This is a genomic window from Mycobacterium sp. E3198 (genome assembly GCF_001667015.1).
In the GTDB taxonomy this organism is placed as follows: domain Bacteria; phylum Actinomycetota; class Actinomycetes; order Mycobacteriales; family Mycobacteriaceae; genus Mycobacterium.
In genome coordinates, this window is record NZ_LZIS01000187.1 from 1 (window position 1) to 745 (window position 745).

A 745-nucleotide genomic window follows, 5' to 3' on the forward strand; every position below is an offset into this window, starting at 1 on the left:
CCGTCAAGCCCTACCCCGGGCCCCTCGGCGAACGCGCCGACTGGTGGTGGTACACACCCTTCCAACCCCAACCCCCAGCAAACACCAACAACTAGGCGCGGAAAACCGATTGGGGCACAGAGCCTTTCGAATGCGCCGCCCGGCCCGGACCTACAGCGCGTGGCGCATATCCGGGCCCCGGGTCTCCCGGGATCTCTGCTGCTTGGCGGCGTAGAGATCGTCGTCGGCTTCGGCGAACAGCGCGGCGACATCCGCGCTTTCACCCGGTGCCGATGCCGCGCCGACGCTGGTGCCGGGGGTGTGCAGCCGCACGCCGGCGACGAACCGCTCGGCCGCCGTCGGTGACCGGCCCCCGCGCTCGGCGATGCACACGGCGAATTCGTCGCCGCCGAACCTGGCCAGAACGGCGTTGGCCGGAGCCACTTTTCGCCACACGCCGGCGCGGCTGACCAGGTGTGCGTCGCCGGCGACGTGCCCGTCGGTGTCGTTGATCCGTTTGAAGTTGTCGATGTCGAGCGCGATGACCGTGACGGTGGCCGACGACGACCGGGTTCGCGCGAGCAGGTCGGTGGTGGCGATCTCCCAGCCGGCCCGGTTCAACAGGCCCGTGAGCGGATCGGTGCACGCGGCAGCGACCAGGCTCCGCGTGACCAACCCGAAGGATTCGGCGGCCCCGACGATCGCGACCACGAAGATGAGGTAGTCGAGGTACAGCCTGGCCGTGTGCGAGACCGCCAGGCCGACA

Annotated in this window: 2 protein-coding genes; one reads left to right on the forward strand and one right to left on the reverse strand. The window is 69.8% G+C overall.

The annotated features are described in order from the left end of the window. Positions 1-95 (forward strand): hypothetical protein (locus A5673_RS30130; RefSeq protein ID WP_231971390.1); only part of this gene is annotated, 95 nt, incomplete at its 5' end. 55 nt (positions 96-150) lie between these two features. On the opposite strand, the gene A5673_RS20925 is transcribed toward A5673_RS30130, so the two are convergent. Then, positions 151-745 (reverse strand): GGDEF domain-containing protein (locus A5673_RS20925; protein WP_156748439.1); only part of this gene is annotated, 595 nt, incomplete at its 5' end.